The sequence below is a fragment of the Neorhizobium sp. PAMB6630 genome (assembly GCF_058242775.1).
The window spans coordinates 979,697-1,006,364 of the sequence record NZ_JBZAYV010000002.1; the positions used below are offsets into that span (position 1 = coordinate 979,697).

Below are 26,668 nucleotides of genomic sequence, written 5' to 3' on the forward strand. Positions count from 1 at the left end.
TGCATACCAAATGCCGGACCGAAAAATGTTCGGCAGCTCCGTGGTGTCCGGAGATCGGGAACCAGTTTCCGGCTGATCTCCCCACTTGTGGGGGAGATGTCCGGCAGGACAGAGGGGGCGGCCGCAAAACTCAGCGGCGACGGCCCGGTCCTATCCAAACCCAAAAACCCGCCTCAAAAATCTTGCGGCTCGCCCTCTGCAGCACTGGCGTTTTTCACCGCAAAGCCCGCCACATACTCTTCCATGCGCGAGGGATCGAAAACATGGCCGTCCATGAAGCGATCATTGTCAGCGACGCCCTCAAGACCTCCGTCCTCAACGGAGATGGCATCTGCCCCCAGCGCATGGCGATAAAGGTCCGGGCGGAAAGCGCTTTTCGCTTTTGCAGCGGAGGTCTGGCTATATCCCGTCTGGCCCCAGCGGATCATCTGGCTGAAAATCCACAACGCCTGATTTTGACGCGGCAGGTTGGCGTTTTCGCGGTGGAACTGGAAATAATCGGGGATCAGCCGCCGGTTGCCCTTGGCATCCAGGCTGAATTCGCCGGCGAGCACATGGCGGATGATATCCTTCGGCGCAGCAATATAACGCGGCCCCGCCAGCATGTCGGCCAGCGTATCGTGATTGTCCGCATCGTCGCACCAGCGCGCGGCAGCATCCAGTGCCACGATCAGCCGAGACACGGTCTCGCCATTCAACTCAGCCCAGTCGGGCCGCATGCCGATGACCTTTTCCGGGGCCGATGGCCATATGTCCTGCTTGGCCGCCACGATGCGCCCGACGCCGCGCTCTGACGCCACCATATTCCATGGCGCGCCGACGCAAAACCCGTCGATGGCGCCGGCCGCCAGGGCATCGGAGGTGAGGGGAGGGGGCACCACGACCAGCTTCACGTCGCGATCCGGATCGATGCCGCCGGCCGCAAGCCAATAACGAAATTCGTAATTGTGCGAGGAAAACGGATAGGTCATGCCAAGCGTCGGCGGCTGTTCGCCGGATTTGCGCATATCCTCGAGAACTGCGGCGAGCGCCTTGGCGTTTTCCAGTGCAGACGCCTGTTCGCCAAGCCCTGATACCGCCTGCATGCGGGCAAAAAGCCGTGTCGAGAGCGTAATCGCATTGCCGCCACGCCCAAGCGAAAACGGCGTGATCGTCGGCGACGGGTTAGAGCCGAGGCCGAGCATGGAGGCAACCGGCATGGGCGAGAGCATATGGGCGATATCGAACTGGCGAAAGGCCAGCCGGTCGCGCACGTTTGCCCAGGAAACATCGCGCACCAGATCAAGCGTCAGGCCCTCGCGTTCGGCAAGGCCCGTCTCGAAGGCGGCAATCAGGATGGAGGCATCCATCAGCGGAATGAAGCCGGCGCGCAGCACGCGCTGCTCCCGTCCGGCAATCTGTGCCGGGCTGTGGGGCACCCCGGTCTCGGCCTTCGTCGTCATGTCGCTCACTCCGGCCCCTTCCGATCGTTTGCTCACAGCAGCAACCCCGCTGCGGTCACCACGCTCTGGGCGATATCGGCCAGCTTTTTCTTTTCGTTCATCGCGGTCTGGCGCAAAAGCGTGAACGCTTCTTCTTCCGAGAGGCCGCGCATTTTCATCAAAATGCCCTTGGCGCGCTCGATCACCTTGCGCTCGCCAAGCTGGCTGCGGGCTTCCGCCAGCTCCCGCTGCAGCCGGCTGAAGGCATTGAACCGGCTGACGGCCATATCGAGGATCGGCTTCACACGCTCCTTGCGCAGGCCATCGACGATATAGGCGGACACGCCCGCATCCACCGCCGCCTCGATCGCAGCCGTATCGGAGCGATCGACAAACATGGCAATCGGCCGCGAGACCGTGCGCGTCAGCTGGAACAGATGCTCCATCATGTCGCGATTGGGGTTTTCGATATCGATGATGATGACGTCAGGCGCCAGCGTTTCGATGACGCGGGCAATTCCGTTCATCTCATGGGCGACAGTGACCTGCAGATGCCCCGCCTCGCGCAAACCTTCCTCGATGATCGCCGCGCGCACGGCATTTTCATCAATCACAAGAATGGTGAGGTCAGGGGCTCGCATGAAGAAGTGATGCCGCAGCGCAGCATGCTTGGCAAGCGCTATCGGCAGTCGGGGCGAGCTTATCGTGGCTGAAGGCGGAACCGCGGCCTCAGGCCCACATCATGGCTTCACCGGCAGTCGGCCATAGGCGCTCATGATAAAACGTTCGGCCAGGTTCAAATAGGTTTCCATCGTGTCTGCCGCCTTTGCCGGTTTGCCTTCCTCGAACTCGGTGAGGATCTTCAGGTTCTGGTCGATGAAGGGGGCGTGCAGGAACTCGGGGTCGCGCAGCAGGCCGAAGACTAGGCGCAGTTCCAGCGATACTTCGAAGAAGAAGGCAGAGAGACGCGGACTGTCTGCCAGTTCCACCACGGCGGCGTGAAAGGCGATGTCGGCGCTGCCGACGCCGAGCCAGTCGCGCGTGCTGCGGCACTGGTGGGCGGCTTCCACGGCGGCGCGCATCTTTCGGGCGCTCGGGTGGCTGGGATGCGCCTGCGCAAGCGCCGGACATTCGATCATGCGGCGCACCCTGTAGATATCCATAATGGTGGACATGCTGGGCGTGGCGACAAAAACGCCGCGATTGGCCTCGTGGCGCAACAGGCCCTCTTTGGTCAGCATGCGAAACACTTCGCGCAGCGTGTTGCGCGAGACGTGCATCTCTTCGCTGAGCGCCAGTTCCGACAGGTGGCTGCCGGGTGTCAGGCGGCCGGAGACCACCTGTTCGCGAATGCGGTCCGCCACCGTTTCCGCCAGCGTCTGGCTGGAAGCCGATGGAGCCTCGCCTGTTTCGTTCAAAATCTTCATCGGGTCTCGATCTGTCCGGGCACCGCCCCTGCCGCGCCGAACCGTTGACGGTCGACGCACTGTTTCCACACTGCCTTAGGCGCAGATGCGCTGCAACATCAACAGGAAAGGCTCGCACTCCCGCATTCTGATGCACTGCACAATAACACGGCATCTGACCAACTGTAGGGCAATGTGTAAATATTGTTCAACACTCTAGACTCAATTGTCCACCTTTGGTAGCCTCCTCACCAGTTCAGGGCGGGGAATGGCTTTTTCATGCGGGCAATCGATCTCAACAGTGATCTCGGCGAAAGTTTTGGCCCCTGGAAAATGGGTGACGATGCCGCCATGCTCGATGTGGTGACGAGCGCCAATGTCGCCTGCGGTTTTCATGCGGGCGATCCGGCCGGCATCCTGAAGACGCTGTCTGCTGCCGCCGCGCGAAACGTCGCCGTCGGCGCCCATGTCGGATACCGCGATCTCGCAGGCTTTGGCCGCCGCAACATGGATCCCTCGAGCGAGGAACTGGTGGGCGACGTGATCTACCAGATCGGCGCGCTGAAAGGCCTTGCGCGTGCTGCCGGCACAAGCGTCACCTACGTGAAGCCGCACGGCGCGCTTTATAACACCATTGCCTTTGACGCCCGCCAGGCGGCAGACGTGATCACCGCCATCCAGGCGGTGGACCCGGAACTGGTGCTGATGGCGCTTGCCGGTTCGCCGTTGGTGGAGCAGGCACAAGCCGCCGGCCTTCGCGTTGTTGCCGAAGCCTTTGCCGACCGCGCCTATACCGCCGATGGTCAACTTCTCTCGCGTCGCGAACCGGGTGCCGTGCTGCACGATGCGGAAGAGGTCGCGGAGCGTATGGTAAAGCTGGTGCGCGAAGGCGTCATCACCTCCATCGACGGCAAACCCACCCGGATCAAGGCGGACAGCATCTGCGTGCATGGCGATAGCCCAGGTGCCGTGGAAATGGCGCGCCGCCTGCGGCTGCGCCTCCACGAAGCCGGCATCACCATCGCTGCCTTTACGGATGCCGCATGAGCACGCGCCCGGCTCCCGAAACAGCAGAAAGCCCGCGAGACTGGCGCATCCTGCCGATGCGGACCGGTTGCGTGCTGCTGGAGCTTGCCGATCTCAAACAGACGCTGGCGCTTTACGATGCACTTTGCCACGCAGATCTTGCCGGCATCCGCGAAATCATTCCGGCGGCCCGCACTGTCATGATCGATTTCGATCCAGCCGTGCTGTCGCTCGAAACGCTGACGCTGGCCCTCCGCGGGCTCGACACCGCGCAGACTTCTGATCGAGCGGGCGAATGCATCCAAATCCCCGTGCGGTATGACGGCGAGGATCTCTTGGCCGTCGCAGAGCTTATAAAAATGTCGCGCGAAGATGTCGTGAGGCTCCATACGGGCCATGATTATCTTGTGGCCTTCACCGGTTTTGCGCCGGGTTTTGCCTATCTGGCCGAAGGCGATCCGCGCCTTGCCGTGCCGCGCCGACAATCGCCGCGCACGCTGGTGCCGGCCGGTTCCGTCGGCCTTGCCGGCGCCTTCAGCGGTGTTTATCCGAAAGCCAGCCCCGGCGGCTGGCAGCTGATCGGCACCACGCCGCTTGCCATGTTCGATATCGAACGCAAGCCGGCCTCGCTGCTGCAGCCCGGCCAGCGCGTACGCTTTTTCGACATAGCAAAAGACGGCGCCTATACCATTCAGGCTGGCGCCAACGCCGCCTCGTTTTCGAAACACACGCCGCGTGCGGCAAAACCTTCGAAAAACGCCGTGGAAATTCTAACAGTCGGCCTTCCGGTTCTGTTTCAGGATCTCGGGCGGCAAGGGCTTGTGTCGCAGGGCATCAGCCGCTCGGGCGCTGCCGACCGCGAAAGCCTTGCGGCGGCAAACCGCCTCGTCGGCAATGCGCCTGATGCGGCGACGCTCGAAATCACGCTCGGCGGCTTTTCGCTGGCAATGCGTGGGCAAGGCGTCATGGCGGTCACCGGCGCGCGTGTTCAGATCACAATCACCACCACGTCCGGCAAACGCATCGAGCCTCCGCACCATCAGGCCTTTGCCGTGGAGGATGGCGATACCGTCACCCTCTCCATCGCGTCATCAGGCATGCGCGCCTATCTCTCGGTGCGCGGCGGATTTGATATCACGCCCGTTCTCGGAAGCTGCGCAACCGACATGCTGGCGCAGATCGGCCCTCAGCCGTTGAAGGTGGGCGACGTGATTGGCATTGCCGACGCCCCGGCCGGAGCGTTCGTCACTCTTGGTGAAACGCCAGCCTTTACCATGCCGCGTGCCGATGAAACCGTGACGCTCGATATCGTGCTTGGGCCGCGCACCGACTGGTTCACGCAAGGCTCCGTCGCTCGCTTCCTGTCGGAGGAATGGACGGTGTCGGCGCAATCGAGTCGCGTCGGCATAAGGCTTCAGGGCGAGGCGCTGGAACGTGAAATCCCCGGCGAACTGCCGAGCGAAGCCACCATTCGCGGCGCCATCCAGGTGCCGGCCAGCGGCCAGCCGGTGCTCTTTCTGGTCGATCATCCGCTGACCGGCGGTTACCCCGTCATCGGTAATGTCGCGTCCCATCATCTCGATCTTGCGGGGCAGGTGCCTGTCGGCGCACGCATCCGGTTCAATGCGCTGATGCCGTTTACCCCGCACCTCATGTCAGGAAACAGCCTATGAAAAAGGTGCTGATTGCCAATCGCGGTGAAATCGCCGTACGCGTCATCCGGGCCTGCTGCGATTACGGGCTGGCAAGTGTTGCCGTTTATGCTGACGCCGATGCCGATGCGCTTTTCGTCACGCTGGCCGACGAGGCCTATGCGCTCGGCGGCAACATCCCGAAAGACAGCTATCTCGACATCGACAAGCTGATCGCGATTGCAAAACGCTCCGGCGCCGATGCGGTGCATCCGGGTTATGGTTTCCTGTCGGAGAATGCCGCATTTGCAAGCGCTGTCATCGCCGCCGGCCTCACCTGGATCGGACCGGACGCTGAGGTCATCGAAGCACTCGGCGACAAGCTGAAGGCGCGCGACATTGCCCGCAAGGTCGGCGCGCCACTGGTGGCTGGCAGCGATGGGGCGATTTCCAATTCAGCCGACGCGCTGGCCTTTGCCAGAAAATTCGGCCTGCCGATTGCCATCAAGGCGGCCCATGGCGGCGGCGGGCGCGGTATGAAGATTGCCCGCCATCTGGACGAGGTGGAAGACCTGTTTAATTCCGCCACCCGCGAGGCCGTCGCGGCCTTCGGGCGCGGCGAATGTTATGTCGAACAGTTCCTCGACCGCCCGCGCCATATCGAGGCGCAGGTTCTGGCAGACCGGCACGGCAATGTTCTGGTCGTCGGCACGCGCGATTGCTCCCTCCAGCGCCGCAACCAGAAACTCGTCGAGGAAGCCCCGGCGCCCTTCCTCTCGGACGCGCAGCGCACCGTCATCCACACCGCCGCGCGCGATATCTGTGCGGCGGCCGGTTATGTCGGTGCCGGTACGGTGGAATTCCTGCTCAGCGTCGATGGCGTCATTTCCTTCCTGGAGGTCAACACGCGCCTTCAGGTGGAACATCCCGTCAGCGAGGAAACGACCGGGCTCGATCTCGTCATCGAACAGTTCCGTATTGCCGAAGGCGAAGCCCTCTCGATCACGCAAATGCCGGAACCGCGCGGCCACGCCATCGAGTTTCGCATCAATATCGAAGACCCTGCCCGCGGTTTTTTGCCATTCGCCGGAAAGATCAAAACCTTCGCGCCACCCTCCGGCCCCGGCGTGCGGCTCGATACCGGTGTCACAAGCGGCTCGGATGTTGCGCCGATGTTTGATTCGCTGGTCGCCAAACTCATCGTGTGGGCGCCGGATCGTGACCGTGCGATTGCCCGTGCGCGCCGCGCCATGGCGGAATTTCAGATCGACGGCGTGCCCTCCGTTCTGCCCTTCCACCGCGCAGTGCTGGCGCATCCGGATTTTGCCGGCCCTGACTTCAACGTCCACACCCGCTGGATCGAGACCGATTTTGCCGGCGAACTGGAAGCCCAGCATCGGCCCGAACCTGACGACGGCGAAGGCATGTTGTCCGGCCATGTCGAGATCGATGGCAAGCGCGTGTCGCTTCGTCTGCCCGTCAGCTTTCTGGAACGTCTCGGGGGAGGCGGCATTGTATCTGCGTCAAAGCCCGCACCGGCTGAGACGGATGACACAGCGCTTCTCGCACCCGTCCCCGGCAACCTCGTTCACTGGACCGTGGCCGATGGTGCCGCCGTGGAAAAGGGAACCGTGGTTGCCATGATGGACGCCATGAAGATGGAAACCGCCGTTTCTGCTCCGCGTGCGGGCATCCTGGCCATTGCCGCAGAGGCCGGTTCCTTCCAGCAGGCCGGCGCCGTTCTTGGCCATATCCGGCCGGCCAATTCCTCTTCCACCCCCGTGGCTGACGTTCAGCCGGAGGCGCTGACATGACACCGACGAATGCGACCACAGCGACGCCGCTGATTGCGATTGAAAACCTCAGCGTCGAATTTTCCGGCAACCGGGTGGTGGATGATCTCTCCTTTTCCGTGGCAGCTGGCCGCACGGTCGCCGTCGTCGGCGAATCCGGCTCGGGCAAATCCGTCACCTCGCTCTCCGTCATGCGGCTTGCCGACATGATGGGCGCACAATTTGCGCAAGGGCACATCCGGTTCGGCGGACAGGATCTGCTTACCCTCTCGCAAAAGGCGATGCGAAGCATCCGCGGCAAGGAGATCGCCATGATCTTCCAGGAGCCGATGACCTCGCTCAACCCGGTCTTCACCATCGGCGACCAGATCTGTGAAGTGCTGCTGCTGCATGAAAAGATGAGCAAGGCCGAGGCCACCGCCGAGGCGCGCCGCCTGCTCGACATGGTGCGCCTGCCGGATTCAGCAGCACTCCTGAAGCGTTATCCACACCAGCTTTCCGGCGGCATGCGCCAGCGGGTGATGATTGCCATGGCGCTCGCCTGCCGGCCGAAACTTCTCATTGCCGACGAGCCCACGACGGCCCTCGACGTCACCATCCAGGCCCAGATCCTCACCATCCTGCGCGACCTGCAAAAGGAGCTGGGCATGGGCATGATCTTCATCACCCATGACATGGGCGTGGTGGCGGAAATGGCCGATGACGTGGTGGTGATGTGGAAGGGCAAAAAGGTCGAGGAAGGCCCTGTCGCAGACATATTTGCCAATCCGCAGCATCCCTATACGCGCACGCTTCTGGCCGCAGTACCGCGCCTTGGCAGCATGGCGGGCGAGCCGTTTCCCAAGCGCATGCCGCTCACGGTGCTGCAAGACGGCGCGCCTGTACTCGTCGGCGAGGAGCGGGTGCAGGATACCGCCCGTTACGACGAAAAGCCGCTGCTGACGGTGAAGGATCTCTCGGTCACCTTCGACATCCGCCGTACACTGTTCGGCACAGTTACGCATCGGTTGAACGCTGTTTCCAAGGTCAGCTTCGATATCCATCCGGGCGAAACGCTGGCGCTGGTCGGCGAAAGCGGTTCGGGCAAATCCACCATTGGGCGCACCATTCAGCAATTGCAGAAAAGCCGCTCCGGCGACATCGCGTTTCAGGGCAAGCCGCTCTCCACCATGTCTGCGGCCGAACGGTTTCGCCTGCGCCGCGACGTGCAGTATATCTTTCAGGACCCGTTTGCTTCGCTCGATCCGCGAAAGACCGTCGGTTTTTCGATTGCCGAGCCGATCAACACCCATGCCATCCTTTCCGGCAAGGACGTGCGCCGGCGGGTCGATGAGCTTCTGGAACGGGTCGGCCTGACGTCTGCCCATGCCGATCGTTATCCGCACGAATTTTCCGGCGGCCAGCGCCAGCGCGTCGCCATTGCGCGCGCGCTGGCCGGTGACCCGAAGCTGATCATCGCCGATGAGGCGCTGTCGGCGCTCGACGTGTCGATCCAGGCGCAGATCATCGCGCTCTTCATGGATCTGCAGGCCGAACGCGGGCTCGCCTATCTTTTCATCAGCCATGACATGGCGGTGGTGGAAGAGATCAGCCACCGCGTTGCCGTTCTCTATCTCGGCCAGATCATGGAAATGGGCAGCCGCGCCCAGGTGTTCGAGACCCCGCAGCACGATTATACCCGTCGCCTTCTGTCGGCGGTGCCGGTTGCCGATCCGACCCGGGCACGGCGCACCGCGCTCATCGAGGGAGAGATCCCGAACCCCGTCCACAAGGTGGGCGAAGAACCCGCCATTCTCCTCCACGAGGAAATCGAGACAGGCCATTTCGTCGCAAGACGCGCCTGAAAACTGCGACACAATCGCAAAGCCTTACGAAAAGGAACAGCATATGCACAGTCTGAAGCGCGGCCTTGCCGCAAGTTTCCTCGCCCTTGCCCTTTCAGGCACGGCCTTTTACGCCGGCCCCGCAGCCGCTGCCGGCAAGATGACCATCTCCAGCCCGCAGGACCCGGGCAGCTGGGACCCCATCGACACATTCCTCGTGCAGTGGGCTGCCGTTTCCACGAACATCTTCGATGGCCTGACCTATCGCGGCCCGGACCTGAAGCTGGTGCCCGGCCTTGCCGAAAGCTGGGAAGAACTGGATAACGGCAAGCGCATCCGCTTCAAGCTGCGCCAGAACGTCAAGTTCCACGATGGCGAGCCCTTTAATGCAGCGGCCGTCAAGTTCACCTTCGAGCGTCTGCTCGGTGAACAGGGCGCCAAGGGTCCGCAGCGTTCCAATTATACAGCCATCGACAGCGTCGAGGTGATCGACGACTACACGGTCGACATGAAGCTGAAGGCGCCCGATCCGGTGCTACTGACCAAGCTTGCCGGTTATGGCGCCATGATCGTCCCGCCGAAATACATCACCGAAAAGGGCGAGGACAATTTCAACACGAACCCGGTTGGCACCGGCCCGTTCAAGTTCGTGTCCTACCAGCCGAAGGTCAACATCAAGCTGGAAGCCAACCCGGATTACTGGGGCGGGGCGCCGAAGCTTTCGGAACTGGAATATCGCTTCATCCCCGAGCCTGCGACCGCCGTTGCCGAACTGCAAGCCGGTCGTGTGGATCTCGTCATCCCGCCGACCATTCCGATCGGCATGATCCCGGTCATCGAAGGCGACAGCAAGCTTGAGATCGTCAGCGTTGCCGGCCCGACGGTCACGGCGCTGCGCTTCAACACGCGCGATGGCATCACGGCTGATCCGAAGGTGCGCAAGGCCATCATCATGGCGGTCGATCGCGCCACCATCGTCAAGTCGATCCTCGCCGGCCAGGCCACTGAAATCGTCAGCTTCCAGGGCGCGCTGTCCTTCGGCTACGACAAGGACCTGAAAGGCCTGCCCTATGATCCGGCCGGCGCCAAGAAGTTGCTTGCCGAAGCCGGCGTAAAGCCGGGCGCGACCGTCCAGATCGACATTCGCGGCAATGACGCGACGATGAACGAAGTGGCGCAGGTTATCGCAAGCTACCTGCAGATGGTCGGCATCACCGCCACCATCAAGCCATACGAAACCAACGTGCTGCTGAACGACATCATCCCGCAGGGCAAGACCGGCGCGATGTTCCAGCAGGCCTGGGGTGGCTGGACCTTCGATTTCGATAACACGGCCTATTCCATGTACCACTCCGGCGAGAAGTGGAACCCCTATGACAAGGACGAAACGCTGGACAAGCTCTTGGAATCGCAGCGCCCGCTGACGGACCGGGCAGAGCGGGAAAAGATCCTGAAGGACGTTGCCAAATATGCAGCCGACCGGGCTCTGGAACTGCCGCTCTACAACACCAAGTCGATCTACGGCATTTCCAAGCGCGTGAAGGGTTTTGTCGCACCGCCGGACAACCGCCTGAAGTTGACCGACGTCACCGTCGAGTAACCTGAAACATCCGGTGCCGCCGAACCTGTTGCGGCGGCACCGCCTTCCTCGATCCTCAAGGACTAAAAACGTGGCCGGTTTCCTTATCAAGCGATTGCTGCAGGCGATTTTCGTCGTCATTGCCATCACGCTCATCGTTTCCTTCGCCATCCGCCTGACCGGTGATCCCGCGCTGATGATGTTCCAGGGCGGCGGCAGCATGACGGAGGAAGATCTGGCGCGCATCCGTGCAGCGCTCGGTACCGACCAGCCATTTCTCGTCCAGTACCTGAGTTTCCTCAAAGGCATGGTGACGCTCGATTTCGGCAAGAGCTTTACCGGCGGAACGCCAGTTTCCCTGCTTATCGGCAATGCGCTGCCGGCAACGCTGCTGCTCGCCTTCATCTCCATGGCCGTTTCGATCGTTCTCTCCATTCCGCTCGGCATCAAGGCGGCCACCGCCAAGGGCAAGGCCGCCGATCAGGCGATCCGTATCTTTTCGCTTATCGGCCTGTCATTTCCCAATTTCTGGCTCGCCACCATGCTGGTGCTGCTGTTTGCCATCACTCTTGGCTGGCTGCCGCCAAGCGGCATGGGCGGGGCTGCGAGCTACGTGATGCCGGCCATCACCATGGGCGTCATCCTCACGGCCACCAATGTGCGCCTCGTGCGCACCTCCATGCTGGAAACCCTGCAATCGCAATATGTCATGGTGGCGCGCGCCAAGGGTTTGAGCGAAACCAAGGTTCTCTACAAACACGCGCTGCGCAACTGCGCCATTCCGCTCATCACCTATTTCGGCCTGCAGTTCGGCGGGCTCCTCGGCGGCATCGTTGTCATCGAGCGGGTGTTCAACTGGCCGGGCATGGGCACGCTTGCCTTCGATGCGGTGTCGGCCCGCGATTACCCCGTGCTGCAGGCCGTCATCACCGTGCTCTCGCTGATGATCGTCGGCATCAATCTTCTGGTCGATATCGCCTACGGGCTGGTCGATCCGCGCATCCGGACGGAGTGATAGACATGGCCACCACGACCACACGCCGCTCGCGTTTTGCAAGCCTCGAATTCATCCTTGGCGCCACGCTCACCACCGTCATTTGCCTTGCCGTCCTCTTCTCCGACGTGCTGTTTCCCGGCGGCGCAGACAAGATTGACCTGATGGCGCGGCTGGCAAAGCCGTTCGCCAGCGCCGCCCACCCCTTCGGCACCGATCCGCTGGGGCGCGATGTGCTGGCCCGCGTCGTGGCGGGCGGCAAGATCTCGCTGCTCGTCGGCTTCACCTCCGTCATCGGCGCCGTCATTTTTGGCGTATTGATGGGGCTGATTGCCGGGTATTATCGCGGCTTCTGGGATATGGTGGTGATGCGATTTGCCGATATCCAGCTCGCCATGCCGTTCATTCTGCTTGCCATCACCTTCATCGCCATTGTCGGCGGCAGCCTCACCAACACCATCATCCTGCTCATCGTGTCGCAATGGGTGCAATATGCCCGCCTCGTGCGCGGATCGGTGCTGACGCTGCGGGAACGCGAATTCATCCTGTCAGCGCGTGCCATCGGCGTTGCCGACTGGCGCATCATCATCCAGCACCTGCTGCCGAACCTCATCGGCCCGGTCATCGTGCTGATGACGCTGAATGTCGCCAACAATATCCTGCTCGAAAGCAGCCTGACCTTTTTGGGCCTCGGCGTCGATCCGACCATTCCAAGCTGGGGCGGCATGCTGGCCGACGGGCGCACCTATCTGCAGATCGCCTGGTGGGTCAGCGTCTTTCCGGGTCTCGGCATCCTCATGACGGTGCTTGGCCTCAACCTTCTCGGCGACTGGCTGCGTGACAGCCTCGACCCGACCGGCAGAACCACGAGGTAAACCCCATGACCGAGATCTTTGCAAAATCCTTCGAGCGGACATTGGATCGTCTGGTGGCCGAGGCAAAGCCGGGGCAGACATTCGAGGCCTGGACCTTCGATGACCGTCAGAGCCGCAAGGCCGCCGAAGAGGTACTCAAGCAAAAGGGCATCACCGCCCGCATCCGCAGCGCTTACAAGCCGCTTCTCTGCTTCTTTCTCGAAGAGGTCGATCTGGTCGGCGTCGGTGAGATCGAGGTCCGCTATCCCGTCCATCCCGCCGCCCCGGAAAACCGCTTCCGGCTGGAAGCCTATCCGCTGGCCGGGTTGGTGGGGAAAGCGGCGATCACCTTTCTGCCACGCACCGACGAGAACCTGTTCTACGACGTGACGCTTCGTCGCGACGGCAGCGGGGAGACCCATCGGGTGCTTGCCCCGAACCGCGTGCATATGGATGCCGTCGGCGAAACCAACCTGTCGCCCACCGGCTGGCTGTTGCGGCAAGGCGAAGACGGTATACGGCTCGAAACCGATTACGAAGCGCTGTTTGAAGCCGCCATCCAGGCCGTGGCCGATCATGACTTTGGGGCTGAAGAGCCTTATTTCGAAGAGCTGAACATCCATGTCAGCTACCCCGCTGAAGATGAGCCGCTGCCGCTCGGCGACGAGGTGATGAGCCTGCGCGAGGCGCTGCACGAGGATTTCTATTTTTCTTTGCTCGAATATTTCCAGAAGAAATCCGGCCGTCCGCTCGGTGATCGCGGTTTAAAGCCCGGCCAGATCGTGCCGGAAATCGTGCAAAGCAAAGGTGAGGTGTCGGTGCGTATCGCCACGCGCGCCTTCGAAACCGGCTTTCTTGACGGCGCCGACCAGACAATCGACACGGCGCAGGAGCCGCTTGCTGCCCGCCAGATTGCCGCCGAACTTTCCGCCATCGGCGGCGAGGTTTTCGAGGCCCGCGCCCGCTCCGGACGCCGCCTCTTTGCCCATTATGTCAGGGGTTCGGACCTGCCGGTCATGATCAGCGGCGGCCAGCACCCGAACGAGACAACCGGTATTGTCGGCGCGCTTCGGGCAGCCTCCGCACTGAAGCAAAGGCAGGGCGCGCATTTCACCCTCTCGCCGCTCGAAAACCCCGATGGTTATGCGATCCACCAGCGCCTGCGGCAGGATAATCCCCGCCACATGCACCACGCCTCCCGCTACACGGCGCTGGGCGATGATCTGGAATATCGCACGCCGGAGAATTCAGGCGTCCATCTTAATGAGAAAGAGATCCGCTTCAAGGCGCAGGAGTTGAGCGGCGCGCAGTTGCACATCAACCTGCACGGTTATCCAAGCCATGAATGGACACGCCCGCTGTCGGGTTATGTGCCGCGCGGTTTTGGCATGTGGACGCTGCCAAAAGGCTTTTTCCTCATCATGCGCCACCACCCGAATTTTGAAGCTCACGCCGAAGCGCTGCTCGATCGCGTCACGCGGCATCTCGGCAAAATCCCCGGCCTTCTCGCCTATAACGACCGCCAGATCGCGCTTTACGAGATCCATGCCGGCGAAACCGGCTTTCGCATCATCAACGGCTTTCCGTGCCTGTCTTCGCTTGATGACCGCCACACGGTGCCGATGACGCTGATCACCGAATATCCCGATGAAACCATCTATGGCGATGCCTTCATCGCCGGCCATAAGGCACAGATGGAAACCGTGCTGTCAGCCTATGAGGCCTGGCAGGAGATCGGGGCGCAAAAGACCGCCTGAAGGGATGACACCACGTCAGCCGTCGCTGCCACAAGGCGGCGGCCGAATTTGCCAAATGGGTCGCCGGTCGTCTCAGCCTCGGCGCAGTTTTCCCGTTTCCCGGGTGAAGGTCTGCGCAATCATGTCGTCCAGCGCGTCGGGGTTCCACGGCTTTGGCATAAGCGGCACAGCGCCAAGCCGTGCCTTCAACTCCGGCAGTTCCGCATAACCACTGCACACGATGACGGGGATGCCGTGTTTCCTCAGACAGTCGATGACCGGGAAGGACAGTTCGCCGTTCAGGTTGAGATCGACGATGGCACCGATGAGGTTCAGCCGGGGAATATCGGCAAGGGCCTGACCAACGCGGCTGTAAGGGCCGCTGATCACATAACCACGGTCTGCCAGGTGGTCTTCCATGTCCATGGCAAGAAGCATGTCGTCTTCAAGCACCAGGATGGAAGGCCGGGGATGGCGAGAGGGCATATCCACGCGAAGTTCACTTTCCTGCAACACGTCGTCCGCGGGCATATCTGCGGCAGCACCTCCCGATTTCAAGGGTTTGTGCGTGTATTTCCATCAGCCTGGAACAGGCCACAATGGCCGATTAAGCTTCGGTAAAGCCTCATTTCCTATCGATGTCGCCATGACCAATCATCGGCGTTAGAGATGGCCGATGCAGATCCCGAACGGACCCCCTATGCAGGAAGACCAGATGCCCGCGCCACGCCGGCGCGTCCTAAAAGGGGTTCGGCTTGCCTTTAATGCCGGGCGCAGCACGATGAATGGCCTGATGCGTGATATCTCAGCCACTGGAGCCCGGGTGAGCGTGGAAAACTCCCTGACCGTGCCAGACACCCTGACGCTGCTGTTTTCCGATGGCAGCCGCCGCGAATGTCGTGTGGCCCGCCGCGAGTTGCGCGAACTCGGCTTGCATTTTCTCTGACCCGATAGATCCGGCCGCCCCCCTTTGGAGGATAGGCCGCAACCCCAGCCCGACTTTATCGGAACAATCCCTGCCGCGACCGGTTCGGCCCACTCCTGAGACAAGCAAGGAGACCGCCGCCGTGAAAGCACTCACCTGGCATGGAAAACACGATATTCGCTGCGAGAGCGTCGATGATCCCAAGATCCTCGATGGCCGTGATGCCATCATCAAGGTCACGGCCTGCGCCATCTGCGGCTCGGACCTGCATCTTTATGACGGCGTGATGCCGGATATGCACAAATGCGACGTGATGGGCCATGAAACCATGGGCGAAGTCGTGGAAGTGGGCCGGGACAACAAGGCGCTGAAGGTTGGCGACCGGGTCGTCGTGCCTTTCACCATTTCCTGCGGCGAGTGTTTCTTCTGCAAGCGCGGTTTCTTTTCCGGCTGCGAGCGTTCCAACCCGGATCGAGACAAGGTGTCCAAACTCTGGGGCAATTCGCCGGCGGGCCTGTTCGGTTATTCGCACCTTCTCGGCGGTTATGCCGGCGGCCAGGCAGAATATCTGCGCGTGCCCTACGCCGATGTTGGCCCGATCAAGGTGCCGGAGGGGCTAACCGATGAACAGGTGCTGTTCCTCTCCGACATCTTTCCGACCGGCTACATGGCCGCGGAATTCTGCAACATCCAGCCGGGCGATACGATTGCCATCTGGGGCTGCGGGCCGGTGGGCCAGATGGCGATCAAATCCGCCTTCATGCTCGGCGCCGAACGGGTGATCGCCATCGACACCGTGCCGGAACGCCTTGCCATGGCGCAGGCCTCCGGCGCCTTGACGCTCGATTTCCTCGAAGACGACATCTATGAGGAAATCATGGAGCTGACCGGCGGTCGCGGCGCCGATGCGTGTATCGACGCCGTCGGCACCGAAGCCGATGCCTCCGCCAGCTGGGACAGCCGCTGGGACCGTATCAAGGTTGCCGCCTTCATGGGCACGGATCGTCCGCATGTGCTGCGTCAGGCCGTGCATTGCTGCCGCAATTTCGGCACCGTCTCCGTGGTCGGCGTGTATGGCGGCTTCGTCGACAAGATGCCGATGGGCTCTGCCATCAACCGCGGCCTCACGTTCCGGATGGCGCAGACGCCGGTGCAGCGTTACCTGCCGGATCTGATGCAACGCATCGTGGAAGGCCAGATCGATCCCTCCTTCGTCATCACCCATCGCGGTACGCTGGAAGACGGCCCGGAGCTTTACAAGACCTTCCGCGACAAGCAGGACGGCTGCATCAAGGTGGTTCTGAAGCCGTAATGGCACGCCTCGTTTAACCGAACGAACGGGAGGCCGCCGCGATTAATGGCGGCCTCCAACGATCCCATTTACCCCCTACACCCCATGCGGAAAATCTTCGCCAGCGCGCGACTTTCCGTCCTGACGGAGGACATCCCATGAACCCTGTGGAAACCGGCAAGGGCCTTGCCGTCATCACCGGCGCCTCAAGCGGCATCGGTTACGAGCTTGCCAAATGCGCCGCGCGCGATGGTTATGATCTGGTCATCGCCGCAGACGAGGCTGAAATCCACGAAGCGGCGCAACGGCTGAAGGAGTTCGGCACCAGTGTCCAGGCGCTGGAAGTGGATCTTGCAACGCCCGATGGTGTGCGCGAACTTTCGGCCACTCTCGCCTCTGGCGGAGGTCCCGTCGATCTGCTGATGGCCAATGCCGGATCCGGTCTCGGCAAGGGCTTTCTCGATGAGGATCTGCAGGCAGCACTTCGCGTTGTCGATACCAATGTCTCCGGCACGATCGCGCTCATCCACGATATCGGCAACCGCATGCGCCGGCGCGGTGAGGGCCGCATCCTGCTCACAGGCTCGATTGCCGGCTTCATGCCCGGCAGCTTCCAGGCCGTCTACAACAGCACGAAAGCCTTCATCAACAGCTTCTCCTTTGCGCTGCGCGAGGAGTTGAAGGATACGGGCGTGACCGTGACCTGTCTGATGCCCGGTGCCACCGATACCGAGTTCTTCGATCGCGCCGAACTTCAGGATACCCGCCTCGGCCAGATGAAGAAGGATGATCCGGCCATGGTGGCCGAACTCGGCTACAAGGCAATGCTGGACGGCGAAGGCGACGTGGTAACCGGCTGGAAGAACAAGCTGCAATCGGCACTTGCCAATGTCACGCCGTCCGGAACGCTCGCAAAGGCCCATCGCAAGATGGCAGAGCCGCTGGAAGAGAAACGCTGACGCCAAGACAACGGGGAGCTGGTTGCAAAGCTCCCCGCACATTCTTCGCCTCGAAGCTAAGCCCGGCACCGACTGCCGGGCTTGTTGCCATCAGCGGCCTGGCAATTTCTTGGCTCCTGGGAGAAGCCGCATCGAGCCGCCCTGCGCTCCCTTGCGGGCGGCCGCAAAGATGAGCAGACCGGCACCGGCCGCAAGACCGATCGTCAGGACACTGTCGAGCGAGCGGCTACCCCGTTTTCGAAAGCCGCCATCGATGCCACCCGCCGTTACAGGCGGATCAAACAGGTTGCCGTCGGTCACCGGAACCTTGCCGGCGCGGCTGAAATAATGACGCATGGCCTTGCCCATCATCGCGCCGGTAAGTTTCGGTGACAGAAAATGGCTGAGCCGCGCAAGATGCGTAACGCCGCCAACCGGCACCGTATCGCGCGGTGTCTCGGCGGTCGCAACGATCGCATCCGCCACCTGTCGCGCATCGTAAACGGGAGACGGCGCGGTGATCTGGCGGCCGGTGTAATTTGCGCCGTGGCGCAGGCCGGGCGTATCGATAATGGCCGGATAGATATCGCAGATCCGAATGTTGGGAAACTCCGACAGTTCCGCACGTAGCGCTTCTGAAAATCCGCGCAGCCCGAACTTGCTCGCGCTATAGGCGGCTGCGTAAGGGGCAGCCGCAAAACCGCCGAGCGAAATCATGTTGATGAAGATGCCGCGTCCCTTGCGCAGGAAGATCGGCATCACCGCATGCGCGTCATTGATGTGGCCGATAAGATTGGCGCGGATAACCTGCTCATGGGCGCTTGCGGGTGTTTCGACAAAGCTGCCGACTGCGCCGACACCGACATTGGAGACCCATATATCAACGCTTCCCATCGCAAGCGCACGGGAGGCAAGCTCCCGCACCTGGGCTGCATCGGTCACATCCGTCGGCACAACAATCGATTCGGCCCCGTAGCGGCGGCAGGCAAAAGCAACCTTTTCAAGCGCCTTCCTGTCGCGGGCGGCCAGAACCAGCCGCGCCTTGCGTCGGGCAAAGGCATAGGCCGTCGCTTCGCCAATGCCGCTCGATGCGCCGGTGATCACCACCACGCGCCCGGCAATCTCCTGTTTCACAGGCATCTCCATCATTTGATCGGGGGGGGGACAGAAGGGGCGGTTCAATCGCGCTTGGGTACCGTCTCCGGTTCGCGCGTCTTGTCGGCCTTTTCCTTTTCCATCTTCTCGTCCTGACGCTTCAGTTCGCGGTCGATGGTGTCACGGTCGCCCTCGGATGGCTCGACCTGGATCTTATGATTTTCCGCTTCCATGATGTCGTTCCTCTCGGCTTGGCGCAGCATGATGCTGCTGGCCCTCAGAACGGAACCGGCTGAACAGGGGAATGTTCCGCAAGCAGCATGGCTGGAAAAACCGGCAGCCAGGCCGAGGCCGGGCCTCTTAATCCACCAGAGCGGCTTTTTCGCCGTCGAACGATTTCTGGATGCGACCGCGGCCGACATCGATGACGTGGCGCATGGCAGCGACGGCCTTTTCCGGATCGCGGGATGCGATTGCGTGGGCAATGCGCAGGTGATTGGTCGCGACTTCGTCAATCATTTCCGGCGAGGAGGCGGGTGAGGAGAGGCGAAACGAGATCGCAAGGGCTGCCTCGATCAACGCGCTTGCCGAGCGCATGAAGGGATTGCCGGATATGCGGGCGATGGCGAGGTGGAATTCCAGATCCACCTTGGCAATGGTTTCCGGCGTGTGATGGATATCGTCAAATCTGGCGGCGATCGCATAAAGCGCCACGATGTCGTCGCTGGTGGCGCGCTCTGCGGCAGCAGCGGCGGCTGCCGGCTCCAGTGCCATGCGCATTTCGGCCAGATATTCGATGAAAAGGAGGTCCATGCCCGCGTCGCAGCGCCAGCCCAGAACATCGGGATCGAAGAAATTCCAGTTGGAACGCGGCAGGACACGGGTGCCGACCTTGGCCTTCGGCTCGATCAGCCGCTTGGCGGCCAGCGTCTTCATCGCCTCGCGCAAAACGGTACGCGATACCCCGAACCGCAGCGACAGATCCGCATCACCGGGCAAAATTTCGCCCTCGGCAATAGCTCCGGATACGATGGCGCTCCCTAGTTCCGCCACCACATGCGCGTGGCTGCTGCCGCGCTTCTTGCCGGTGATCGTCGTCTCAAGCAGCCCCACGAAGTTCTCCCCTTGATGCGCCGTCCGCAAGGCGCCTGTTCGAATACCAGATGATAGCACGCTGCAGCGCAATAAAGGCAAACAACAGGATACCGATCACGATCTTGGTCCACCATGACGACAGGGTGCCGTCAAACACGATATAGGTCTGGATCAGCCCCTGGATGAGGATGCCGACCAGCGTTCCCGCCACAAGCCCGGTGCCGCCGGTTAAAAGCGTGCCGCCAATCACCACGGCAGCAATCGCGTCCAGTTCGATGCCAACGGTTGCCAGCGAGTAACCCGACGACGTGTAGATCGTGTAGGCAATGCCTGACAAGCCCGACAGGAAGCCTGAAAGGGCATAAATGCCGATAATCGTGCGGCCAACCGGCACGCCCATCAGCGCTGCGGATTGTTCATTGCCGCCAAGGGCATAGACATTGGCGCCGAAGCGCGTGCGGCTGGCCACCAGCGCGCCCACGGCAAACACCACCAGCATCAGCATGGCCATGGCTGTCAGCCGCCCGCCGCCGGGCAGGCGCAGGTACAATCCCTGGATGGTCTCGAAGAAGGGATGGGTGATCGGCACCGACTGGGTGGAGACGAGATAGGCGGCGCCGCGCGCCAGAAACATGCCGGCAAGCGTGACGACGAAGGGTGGTATGGAAAGGTAGCGGATCATCAACCCCATGCCTGCGCCAAACAGCGTGGAGAGCACCAGCGCCAGCACGAAGGCGGTCAGCGGATGCAAACCAAGCGAGCCGACAAGCACGGCCACGAACACACTGGTGAACGCAATGACCGAGCCGACGGAGAGATCGATGCCACCCGACAGGATAACGAAGGTCATGCCAACCGCGACGATGCCGAGAAAGGCGTTGTCGGACAGGAGGTTGGCAATCACCCGCGTCGAGAACATATTGGGAAACTGCAACGTGCAGAGCCCGTAGGCCACGAGAAACACGATGAGCGTGGCCAGAAATGGCAGGTTGCGGGCGTTCTTCATGATGCGCGCTCTCCCGTGGAAAGGCTCGTGGCCGTGCGATCGGTGCGGGTCGTGCCGGCCTTGTCAGCCGCGCGGTGTTCACCGGATGCCGTGCCGATCGGCTGGCCTGCACCTGGGGGACGGAAGAAACCGGCGATAAAGCCGAGTGCCGGCGATTGCAGCGTCAGCACGACGATGATGATGCTCGCCTTGATGATGAGGTTGAACTCCGGCGGGAAGCCGGAGACGAGAATGCCGGTATTGATCGACTGGATAATGAGCGCGCCGATGAGCGAGGCGGTAATGGAAAAACGTCCGCCGTTCAGCGACGTGCCGCCGATAACGACCGCGAGGATCGCATCGAGTTCCAGCCAGAGGCCGGCATTGTTGGCGTCGGCGCCGCGAATATCGGCGGTGATGATGAGGCCGGCAAGGGCTGCCATGACGCCGGACACCGCATAAACGAAAATCAGCAGGAAACGCGCCTGGACGCCCGCCAGCATGGCGGCCCGCCGGTTGATGCCGGTTGCCTCGATGAGAAAACCAAGCGCCGTGCGGCGCACCAGAAGCCCGACGAGCAGGCCTGCCGCAAGCCACAGCAGCACCGGCACCGGAATGCCGCCGAGCGCGCCGGACCCGATCACGGCAAAATCGTCATTGTTGAAGGTGAGGATGACGCCTTCGGTGATGAGCTGCGCGATGCCCCGCCCGGCCACCATCAGGATCAGCGTTGCGATGATCGGCTGGATATCAAGAAACGCCACAAGCGCTGCATTCCACAGGCCGCAGACCAGGCCGACGGCGGTAACGGCGACAAGAACGGCGACCAGTGGATAACCGTCCGCCACAAGGCTTGCCGCAACCGCCCCGCAAATCGCAATGACCGCGCCGATCGACAGGTCGATGCCGCGCGTGGCAATCACCAGCGTCATGCCGATGGTCAACAGCGCCACGGGGGCGGCGCGCACCAGAACGTCGATCAGGCTGCCATAAAGCCTGCCGTTCTGCACGGTGACGCTCAAAAAGCCGGGAGATATGGCGGTGATCAGGGCAAGGATGGCAAAAAGGGCGGCAAGCTGCGGGGCAAGGCGGCGCAGCTTGCGGGTGATTGCGCCTGATATCAGCGAGGTCTGCATCACGCGGCCTCCGTCGTTGCAGGGGCTGCAATGGCGCGCATGATGTTGTCGGCCGTCACGTCCGCACCCTTCAGTTCCGCCACATGGGCGCGGTCGGACAAAACGATGACGCGATGGGCAACGGCGGTCAGTTCCTCAAGCTCGGAGGAAATGACCACCAGCGCCATGCCTTCGCGGCACAGTTTCTCGATCATCTTGAGGATTTCCGCGTGCGCGCCGATATCGATGCCGCGCGTCGGCTCGTCGAGGATCAGCAGGCGCGGTTCGGTCACCAGCCAGCGGGCAAGAATGGCCTTCTGCTGGTTGCCGCCGGACAAAAACTTGATCGGACGGTCAGGATCCGGCGGGCGGATATCGAGCGAACGAATGAACTCCTGCGCAAGCGCTCTTTGCTTTTTTGCAGACATGGGGCGTGCCCAGCCGTCGCGCGCCTGCAGCGCAAGGGCAATGTTTTCCGCCACGGAAAACTCGCCGATAATGCCATCCGTCTTGCGTTCTTCGGGACAGAAGCCAAAGCCGTTTGCAATCGCCGCCTGCGGCGACGAAAGCTGCACCGCTTTCCCGTCGATCAGCGCCTGTCCGCTGTCTGCCCGGTCGATGCCGAACATCAGGAAGGCGGTCTCGCTGCGGCCGGAGCCCAGGAGACCGGCAATGCCCACGACTTCGCCGGGGCGGATCGAAAGGTCGAACGGGGCCACGCTGCCGCGCCGTCCATACTGTTCGAACCGGATCGGCGCATCGCCCGCAGGCGTGGTCACGGCATGGTCTGCGGCGTGATCGTTTTCGATTTCCAGAAGCTCGCGGCCAAGCATCATCGAAATCAAGTCCATGCGCGGCAGGCCTTCCAGCGCGCGGCTGCCGACGAGCCGCCCGTTGCGCAGCACGGTTGCGCGGTCGGCCACCGCATAGACCTGCGCGAGAAAATGCGTGATGATGACGATGCCAAGCCCTTCGGCCTTTAACTGGCGCAGAACTGTAAACAGCATCTCCACCTCATGACCATCAAGGCTTGCCGTCGGTTCATCGAGGATCAAGACCTTGCCGGAGAGATCGACGGCGCGTGCAATCGCCACGATCTGGCGGACCGCCACCGAATAACTGGAGAGCAGCGCGTTCACATCGATATCGAGGCCGTAGCGCGACAGAAGCGTTCTGGCACCGGCCGTCATCGCCTTGCGGTCGAGAAGACCGAAGCGGCGCGGCTGGCGGCCAAGATAGAGATTTTCGGCAACCGTGAGGTTTTCGAGAAGGTTCACCTCCTGATAGACGGTGCCGATGCCGAGCGCCTGGGCATCAGCCACCGTTTCCGGCAGGATTTCCGAGCCTTCGAGCTGGATACTGCCGCGGTCGCGACGGTAAACACCGGTCAGGATCTTGATAAGCGTGGATTTTCCCGCACCGTTTTCGCCGAGCAGCGCATGGATTTCGCCGCGCTGGAGGGTGAAATCAACGCCATCGAGCGCTGCAATACCAAGAAAGCTCTTGCCGATATTGCGGGCTTCGAGAAGGGGGATCTGGCTGGACATGTCTGACATTCCGCGACGCTTGCGCTCCGGAAAAGACGGGTTCCGGACGCTTTACGGGAGAGGGCGGACGGTGGCGCAAGCGGTTGCGCCTTCCATCGCCCGGGTGCAGCAAGGCCGCCCTGATCCGGCACGGCCTTGCCTTTTCCCTGTGGCGCGGCCCCTGGACCGCGCCGCTTTCCGGCTTAGTAACCGAGGCCCTTCTTGGCTTCATAGACCTTCATCGGGTCATCCTTGGCCGTGTAGAGCTTCGATTCGGTCTGCACCCACTTCTTCGGTTCTTTCTTGTCCTTGAGATAGGTTGCAAGGATCTCGAAAGCAGGACCTGCCATGTTGGGGGTCAGTTCCACGGTCGCATTGGCTTCGCCGGCGGCCATGGCCTTGAAGATATCCGGAACGGCGTCGATGGAGACCACCTTGATATCGGTGCCCGGCTTCAGGCCGGCTTCCTTGATCGCCTGGATGGCGCCGACGGCCATGTCGTCATTATGGGCGTAGACGGCACAGATGCCCTTGCCGCCGCCTTCGGCCTTGATGAAGCTTTCCATCACTTCCTTGCCCTTGGTCCGGGTGAAATCACCTGTCTGCGAGCGCACGATCTTGATATTGGCGTGCGAAGCGATGGCTTGTTCAAAGCCCTTCTTGCGGTTGATGGCGGGCGAGGAGCCGGTGGTGCCCTGAAGCTCGACCACTTTGCAGTCCTTGGCCCCGACATCCTTTACCAGCCAGTCGCCGGCAACCTTGCCTTCATGCACCTGGTCGGACGTGACGGCGGTGAGATAAAGGCTGTCGGGCGCATCGATCTGGCGGTCGAGCAGAATGACCGGGATCTTTTCTTCCTTGGCTTCCTTCAGCACAGCATCCCAGCCGGTGGCCACAACCGGCGCGATCAGGATGGCATCGACGCCCTGAGCGATAAAGCCGCGCACGGCCTTGATCTGGTTTTCCTGCTTCTGCTGTGCATCGGCGAATTTCAGTGTGATGCCACGCTTTTCCGCTTCCTGCTTGGTCACCGTCGTCTCAGCGGCGCGCCAGCCGGATTCCGACCCGATCTGCGAGAAGCCGACCGTCAAAGATTGCGCCGAAACGCTCGATGCCAAAGAAAGAGTGAAGGCGACGGCGATCGTCGCAAGTACCTGTCTCATCTAGTTCCTCCCAGAGATGATGCAGTTATGAACGAGGTGAACTGATCATATTATATTACTTTTGAAAAGTGCAATTTTAACGGTAACGCAAAAAAATGTGACACCCCTGGCAATTACAACGATATAATTCGTGCAGTCCGCTCGAAATTATTGCAGTGCATTGTTGTTGTGCAGCGCAGGGAAACCGCAGTTGGCTGCTTGACAACAGGCATTGCGGTTAAATAGTCATATTAATCACACAGCCGCGTCGCCCGACGCGGGAGGAGGGCATGGCAGGTCTGCCGTGCCGCACGCGTTGAATGGGTGCGTAAGAACATGTTGAGACTTTTGCAGGTCACCGTCGGTGGGCAGTTGCGCGTTGTCGCTTGGGATGGCGAGGGCGATGCCCGGATCGTCGAAGGCGTATCATCGACCTATGAACTGGCCCAGAAGGCCATTGCCGCCGGCCAGACCTTTGCCGAAGCCCTTGCCGGACTGGAAAAGGGCGCCGTGGTGGATCTGGAAGCTGCCGCCACTGAAAAGCGTCTTGGCCTGCCGATCACCCATGCAGACCCCGCCCATTTCATCGTGGCCGGCACGGGCCTCACCCATCTTGGTTCCGCCGATGGCCGCGACAAGATGCACAAGGCTGCCCAGTCCGAGGAAAAGCCGACCGATTCGATGCGCATGTTCCTGATGGGCGTCGAAGGCGGCAAGCCGAAAGACGGCGAGGCAGGCGTGCAGCCGGAATGGTTCTATAAGGGCGACGGCTCGCAGCTGAAAGCAACCGGCGACGATCTCGTCTCTCCGGCCTTCGCGCTGGATGGCGGCGAAGAACCCGAACTCGCCGGCATCTATCTCATCGGCCCTGACGGTACGCCTTTCCGCCTTGGCTTCTGCCTTGCCAACGAATTTTCCGACCACGTGACGGAAAAGGGCAATTACCTCTGGCTTGCCCATTCCAAGCTGCGCGAAGCAGCACTCGGGCCCGAACTTCTGGTCGGCGACCTGCCGGATCATGTTGAAGGCACCTCGCTGGTGCGCCGTGGCGGCGAAGTGATCTTCGAAAAGCCGTTCCTGTCTGGCGAAGCGAACATGTCGCACACGATCGCCAACCTGGAACACCATAACTTCAAGTACGAACTGTTCCGCCGCCCGGGTGATCTTCACGTGCATTTCTTCGGCACGGCGACGCTCTCCTTCTCCGAGGGCATCAAGACCGAGCCCGGCGATCAGTTCGAGATTTCGGCGGCCCCCTTCAAGTTGACGCTTGTCAACCGTCTCGCAGTCGCCGCTGACGCCCCCGTCAGCATCGCCAAGCTTTAAGGGTGGTGAAAATGTCCTCCATCCGCCTTGCCATTGTCGGCCTTGGAAAGATCGCCCGCGACCAGCATCTCGGTGCCATCGAGGCGACCGACGGGATTGATCTGGTGGCCGTTGCCAGCCGCAATGCCAAGCTGGAAAACATCCACTGTTTTGCCGACATCGAGGCGCTTCTGGCGTCTGGCGTCGAGGTGGACGCTATCTCGCTCTGCACCCCGCCGCAGGGGCGTTTTGCGCAGGCGCGCGCCGCCCTTCTCGCCGGCAAGCATGTGATGCTGGAAAAGCCGCCGGGCGCCACGATTGCCGAAGTTTTTGCGCTCGACGAACTGGCCAAGAAGCAGGGCGTCACACTTTACGCCACATGGCATTCCCGCGAGGCCGCCGCTGTGGAGCCGGCTCGCAAGCTGCTTTCCGAGCGCACGCTGCGCTCCCTCCACGTGGAGTGGAAAGAAGACGTGCGCCACTGGCACCCCGGCCAGGACTGGATCTGGGAGCCGGGCGGCCTTGGCGTGTTCGATCCGGGCATCAATGCGCTCTCCATCGTCACCCGCATCATGCCGGAACCCTTCCATCTGGAAGCCTCCGACCTGTCCTTCCCGGCAAACCGCGCCGCCCCGATTGCGGCAAACCTCACCTTCCAGTCGGCAAGCGGCCTTGCGCTGACGGCAGAATTCGACTGGCGCCAGACCGGCCCGCAGACCTGGGATATCCGCGTCGAGACGGAAGAGGGCCCGGTTGTGCTGACGCACGGCGGCAGCCGCCTGTTTGTTGACGGCGAAGCCCAGATTGTCGAGGAGGACCGCGAGTACCGCAATCTTTACAGGCATTTCGTTACTCTGGTAACAACAGGCCAGTCGGACACGGATTTCTCGCCTCTCGTCCACGTGGCCGATGCCTTCATGCTGGGCCGCCGCCATGTGGTGGATGCTTTCGAAGACTGACCGCAAGGCCGGCCGCACCTTTTAACGCC

At 61.8% G+C, this 26,668-nt stretch carries 24 protein-coding genes; 13 read left to right on the top strand and 11 right to left on the bottom strand.

Features of this window, described 5'->3' with window-relative positions; all coding sequences use genetic code 11:
- Positions 1–173 precede the first annotated feature (173 nt).
- The 3 genes from AC4CWF_RS23245 to AC4CWF_RS23255 all read right to left on the bottom strand — a co-directional run bounded on the left by AC4CWF_RS23245 (position 174) and on the right by AC4CWF_RS23255 (position 2,848).
- Positions 174–1,442 (bottom strand): CmpA/NrtA family ABC transporter substrate-binding protein, encoded by a 1,269-nt coding sequence (locus tag AC4CWF_RS23245; RefSeq protein WP_491285902.1) that lies wholly within the window; start codon positions 1,440–1,442, stop codon positions 174–176.
- Between the two features lie 32 nt (positions 1,443–1,474).
- Positions 1,475–2,062, bottom strand: a complete 588-nt coding sequence (locus AC4CWF_RS23250) for an ANTAR domain-containing response regulator (protein ID WP_491285903.1) — start codon at positions 2,060–2,062, stop codon at positions 1,475–1,477.
- Between the two features lie 99 nt (positions 2,063–2,161).
- Positions 2,162–2,848, bottom strand: coding sequence for a GntR family transcriptional regulator (locus AC4CWF_RS23255; protein WP_491285905.1), 687 nt, complete (start codon positions 2,846–2,848; stop codon positions 2,162–2,164).
- A 258-nt stretch (positions 2,849–3,106) separates the two neighbouring features.
- On the opposite strand from AC4CWF_RS23255, the gene AC4CWF_RS23260 reads away from it, so the two are divergent.
- The 8 genes from AC4CWF_RS23260 to AC4CWF_RS23295 all read left to right on the top strand — a co-directional run bounded on the left by AC4CWF_RS23260 (position 3,107) and on the right by AC4CWF_RS23295 (position 14,284).
- The gene (locus tag AC4CWF_RS23260) at positions 3,107–3,874 is read left to right on the top strand and encodes a LamB/YcsF family protein (RefSeq protein ID WP_491285907.1); all 768 of its coding nucleotides are present in this window, start codon (positions 3,107–3,109) and stop codon (positions 3,872–3,874) included.
- Positions 3,871–5,526, top strand: coding sequence for a 5-oxoprolinase subunit PxpB (gene pxpB, locus AC4CWF_RS23265; protein WP_491285908.1), 1,656 nt, complete (start codon positions 3,871–3,873; stop codon positions 5,524–5,526). Before AC4CWF_RS23260 ends, pxpB begins: the two co-directional genes overlap by 4 nt.
- The gene (locus AC4CWF_RS23270) at positions 5,523–7,298 is read left to right on the top strand and encodes an acetyl/propionyl/methylcrotonyl-CoA carboxylase subunit alpha (RefSeq protein WP_491285909.1); all 1,776 of its coding nucleotides are present in this window, start codon (positions 5,523–5,525) and stop codon (positions 7,296–7,298) included. Before pxpB ends, AC4CWF_RS23270 begins: the two co-directional genes overlap by 4 nt.
- Complete coding sequence (locus AC4CWF_RS23275; protein WP_491285910.1) at positions 7,295–9,121, top strand: ABC transporter ATP-binding protein; 1,827 nt, start codon at positions 7,295–7,297, stop codon at positions 9,119–9,121. The genes AC4CWF_RS23270 and AC4CWF_RS23275 overlap by 4 nt, the downstream gene beginning before the upstream one ends.
- A gap of 43 nt (positions 9,122–9,164) precedes the next feature.
- The gene (locus AC4CWF_RS23280; protein WP_491285911.1) at positions 9,165–10,700 is read left to right on the top strand and encodes an ABC transporter substrate-binding protein; all 1,536 of its coding nucleotides are present in this window, start codon (positions 9,165–9,167) and stop codon (positions 10,698–10,700) included.
- 70 nt (positions 10,701–10,770) lie between these two features.
- Positions 10,771–11,694 carry an ABC transporter permease gene (locus tag AC4CWF_RS23285; protein ID WP_491285912.1) on the top strand — a complete coding sequence of 308 codons (924 nt, stop codon included), beginning with the start codon at positions 10,771–10,773 and terminating at the stop codon, positions 11,692–11,694.
- Between the two features lie 5 nt (positions 11,695–11,699).
- On the top strand, positions 11,700–12,548 hold the full coding sequence (locus AC4CWF_RS23290; protein ID WP_491285913.1) for an ABC transporter permease: 849 nt from the start codon (positions 11,700–11,702) through the stop codon (positions 12,546–12,548).
- 5 nt (positions 12,549–12,553) lie between these two features.
- Complete coding sequence (locus AC4CWF_RS23295; protein WP_491285914.1) at positions 12,554–14,284, top strand: M14 family metallopeptidase; 1,731 nt, start codon at positions 12,554–12,556, stop codon at positions 14,282–14,284.
- 72 nt (positions 14,285–14,356) lie between these two features.
- Here the strand turns inward: AC4CWF_RS23295 and AC4CWF_RS23300 are convergent, their stop codons facing one another.
- Complete coding sequence (locus tag AC4CWF_RS23300) at positions 14,357–14,749, bottom strand: response regulator (RefSeq protein WP_491287771.1); 393 nt, start codon at positions 14,747–14,749, stop codon at positions 14,357–14,359.
- Between the two features lie 190 nt (positions 14,750–14,939).
- Here AC4CWF_RS23300 and AC4CWF_RS23305 point away from each other — a divergent pair, with 190 nt between their 5' ends.
- From AC4CWF_RS23305 to AC4CWF_RS23315, 3 genes are all read left to right on the top strand, one after another.
- Complete coding sequence (locus AC4CWF_RS23305; protein WP_491285915.1) at positions 14,940–15,209, top strand: PilZ domain-containing protein; 270 nt, start codon at positions 14,940–14,942, stop codon at positions 15,207–15,209.
- 121 nt (positions 15,210–15,330) lie between these two features.
- Positions 15,331–16,500, top strand: a complete 1,170-nt coding sequence (locus AC4CWF_RS23310; protein ID WP_491285917.1) for a zinc-dependent alcohol dehydrogenase — start codon at positions 15,331–15,333, stop codon at positions 16,498–16,500.
- A 137-nt stretch (positions 16,501–16,637) separates the two neighbouring features.
- Positions 16,638–17,438 (top strand): SDR family NAD(P)-dependent oxidoreductase, encoded by an 801-nt coding sequence (locus AC4CWF_RS23315; protein ID WP_491285919.1) that lies wholly within the window; start codon positions 16,638–16,640, stop codon positions 17,436–17,438.
- Positions 17,439–17,528: 90 nt separating this feature from the next.
- Here AC4CWF_RS23315 and AC4CWF_RS23320 read toward each other — a convergent pair whose 3' ends face one another.
- From AC4CWF_RS23320 to ytfQ, 7 genes are all read right to left on the bottom strand, one after another.
- Complete coding sequence (locus tag AC4CWF_RS23320) at positions 17,529–18,551, bottom strand: SDR family oxidoreductase (protein WP_491285921.1); 1,023 nt, start codon at positions 18,549–18,551, stop codon at positions 17,529–17,531.
- A 44-nt stretch (positions 18,552–18,595) separates the two neighbouring features.
- Positions 18,596–18,745 carry a hypothetical protein gene (locus AC4CWF_RS23325; RefSeq protein WP_491285923.1) on the bottom strand — a complete coding sequence of 50 codons (150 nt, stop codon included), beginning with the start codon at positions 18,743–18,745 and terminating at the stop codon, positions 18,596–18,598.
- Between the two features lie 127 nt (positions 18,746–18,872).
- Positions 18,873–19,625 (bottom strand): FadR/GntR family transcriptional regulator, encoded by a 753-nt coding sequence (locus AC4CWF_RS23330; RefSeq protein ID WP_491285925.1) that lies wholly within the window; start codon positions 19,623–19,625, stop codon positions 18,873–18,875.
- Positions 19,612–20,613 (bottom strand): galactofuranose ABC transporter, permease protein YjfF, encoded by a 1,002-nt coding sequence (gene yjfF / locus AC4CWF_RS23335; RefSeq protein WP_491285927.1) that lies wholly within the window; start codon positions 20,611–20,613, stop codon positions 19,612–19,614. Before yjfF ends, AC4CWF_RS23330 begins: the two co-directional genes overlap by 14 nt.
- Entirely contained in the window at positions 20,610–21,728 is a 1,119-nt protein-coding gene (locus AC4CWF_RS23340) for an ABC transporter permease (RefSeq protein WP_491285929.1), read from the bottom strand. Before AC4CWF_RS23340 ends, yjfF begins: the two co-directional genes overlap by 4 nt.
- Entirely contained in the window at positions 21,728–23,254 is a 1,527-nt protein-coding gene (locus AC4CWF_RS23345; RefSeq protein WP_491285931.1) for a sugar ABC transporter ATP-binding protein, read from the bottom strand. The genes AC4CWF_RS23340 and AC4CWF_RS23345 overlap by 1 nt, the downstream gene beginning before the upstream one ends.
- 182 nt (positions 23,255–23,436) lie before the next feature.
- On the bottom strand, positions 23,437–24,396 hold the full coding sequence (gene ytfQ, locus AC4CWF_RS23350) for a galactofuranose ABC transporter, galactofuranose-binding protein YtfQ (protein WP_491285933.1): 960 nt from the start codon (positions 24,394–24,396) through the stop codon (positions 23,437–23,439).
- A 315-nt stretch (positions 24,397–24,711) separates the two neighbouring features.
- Between ytfQ and araD1 the strand changes: the two genes are divergently transcribed.
- Positions 24,712–25,701, top strand: a complete 990-nt coding sequence (araD1, locus tag AC4CWF_RS23355) for an AraD1 family protein (RefSeq protein ID WP_491285935.1) — start codon at positions 24,712–24,714, stop codon at positions 25,699–25,701.
- 2 nt (positions 25,702–25,703) lie between these two features.
- Positions 25,704–26,639: a Gfo/Idh/MocA family protein gene (locus AC4CWF_RS23360; RefSeq protein WP_491285937.1), complete on the top strand. Its 936-nt coding sequence runs from the start codon at positions 25,704–25,706 to the stop codon at positions 26,637–26,639.
- Positions 26,640–26,668: the final 29 nt, after the last annotated feature.

Bases quoted from the DNA above. Each gene is read 5' to 3' on its own strand.
- AC4CWF_RS23245 (WP_491285902.1), bottom strand. From the start codon at position 1,442: ATGACGACGAAGGCCGAGACCGGGGTGCCCCACAGCCCGGCACAGATT.
- AC4CWF_RS23250 (WP_491285903.1), bottom strand. From the start codon at position 2,062: ATGCGAGCCCCTGACCTCACCATTCTTGTGATTGATGAAAATGCCGTG.
- AC4CWF_RS23255 (WP_491285905.1), bottom strand. From the start codon at position 2,848: ATGAAGATTTTGAACGAAACAGGCGAGGCTCCATCGGCTTCCAGCCAG.
- AC4CWF_RS23260 (WP_491285907.1), top strand. From the start codon at position 3,107: ATGCGGGCAATCGATCTCAACAGTGATCTCGGCGAAAGTTTTGGCCCC.
- pxpB (WP_491285908.1), top strand. From the start codon at position 3,871: ATGAGCACGCGCCCGGCTCCCGAAACAGCAGAAAGCCCGCGAGACTGG.
- AC4CWF_RS23270 (WP_491285909.1), top strand. From the start codon at position 5,523: ATGAAAAAGGTGCTGATTGCCAATCGCGGTGAAATCGCCGTACGCGTC.
- AC4CWF_RS23275 (WP_491285910.1), top strand. From the start codon at position 7,295: ATGACACCGACGAATGCGACCACAGCGACGCCGCTGATTGCGATTGAA.
- AC4CWF_RS23280 (WP_491285911.1), top strand. From the start codon at position 9,165: ATGCACAGTCTGAAGCGCGGCCTTGCCGCAAGTTTCCTCGCCCTTGCC.
- AC4CWF_RS23290 (WP_491285913.1), top strand. From the start codon at position 11,700: ATGGCCACCACGACCACACGCCGCTCGCGTTTTGCAAGCCTCGAATTC.
- AC4CWF_RS23295 (WP_491285914.1), top strand. From the start codon at position 12,554: ATGACCGAGATCTTTGCAAAATCCTTCGAGCGGACATTGGATCGTCTG.
- AC4CWF_RS23300 (WP_491287771.1), bottom strand. From the start codon at position 14,749: ATGCCCTCTCGCCATCCCCGGCCTTCCATCCTGGTGCTTGAAGACGAC.
- AC4CWF_RS23305 (WP_491285915.1), top strand. From the start codon at position 14,940: ATGCAGATCCCGAACGGACCCCCTATGCAGGAAGACCAGATGCCCGCG.
- AC4CWF_RS23315 (WP_491285919.1), top strand. From the start codon at position 16,638: ATGAACCCTGTGGAAACCGGCAAGGGCCTTGCCGTCATCACCGGCGCC.
- AC4CWF_RS23325 (WP_491285923.1), bottom strand. From the start codon at position 18,745: ATGGAAGCGGAAAATCATAAGATCCAGGTCGAGCCATCCGAGGGCGAC.
- yjfF (WP_491285927.1), bottom strand. From the start codon at position 20,613: ATGAAGAACGCCCGCAACCTGCCATTTCTGGCCACGCTCATCGTGTTT.
- AC4CWF_RS23340 (WP_491285929.1), bottom strand. From the start codon at position 21,728: ATGCAGACCTCGCTGATATCAGGCGCAATCACCCGCAAGCTGCGCCGC.
- AC4CWF_RS23345 (WP_491285931.1), bottom strand. From the start codon at position 23,254: ATGTCCAGCCAGATCCCCCTTCTCGAAGCCCGCAATATCGGCAAGAGC.
- ytfQ (WP_491285933.1), bottom strand. From the start codon at position 24,396: ATGAGACAGGTACTTGCGACGATCGCCGTCGCCTTCACTCTTTCTTTG.
- araD1 (WP_491285935.1), top strand. From the start codon at position 24,712: ATGTTGAGACTTTTGCAGGTCACCGTCGGTGGGCAGTTGCGCGTTGTC.